Source organism: Acinetobacter sp. Colony158 (genome assembly GCF_019264745.1).
GTDB classification, from domain to species: Bacteria; Pseudomonadota; Gammaproteobacteria; order Pseudomonadales; family Moraxellaceae; genus Acinetobacter; species Acinetobacter ursingii.
In genome coordinates, this window is record NZ_CP078523.1 from 934,677 (window position 1) to 935,013 (window position 337).

Consider the following 337-nt stretch of genomic DNA (forward strand, 5'->3'; position numbering starts at 1 on the left):
CAGTTTGGAGTTGGGGCTTGTGCAGCAAAACCCGTTGCTTTTTCAGGCTGTAGATTTGTTGTCATACAAGCCCCGACTGGCAAGGTCTGAACATCAACAGGCTCATCTAGCGTTTGCACAGGAATACGTTCAACGGTTCGAGTTTGTGACACTGCAACTTCTCGCAGTTCATAAAAGAATTGTGAAATCTGTTGGCTTGCATCTTTAAATGAAGTTCGACTGTAGTTTTTCTTCGCAGTATCGAGTGAGTGTCCCATTTTTTCGACTTCAAGCAATAAATCGCCATCGCTTAGTTCGACATACTGACTACTGACGTGCTTACGCCACTGTTGTGGTT

At 44.5% G+C, this 337-nt stretch carries 1 pseudogene; it reads right to left on the bottom strand.

Annotation, left to right across the window (positions count from 1 at the left end):
- A pseudogene (locus JR005_RS03695) lies at window positions 1-337 on the bottom strand (hypothetical protein); the annotation flags it as partial.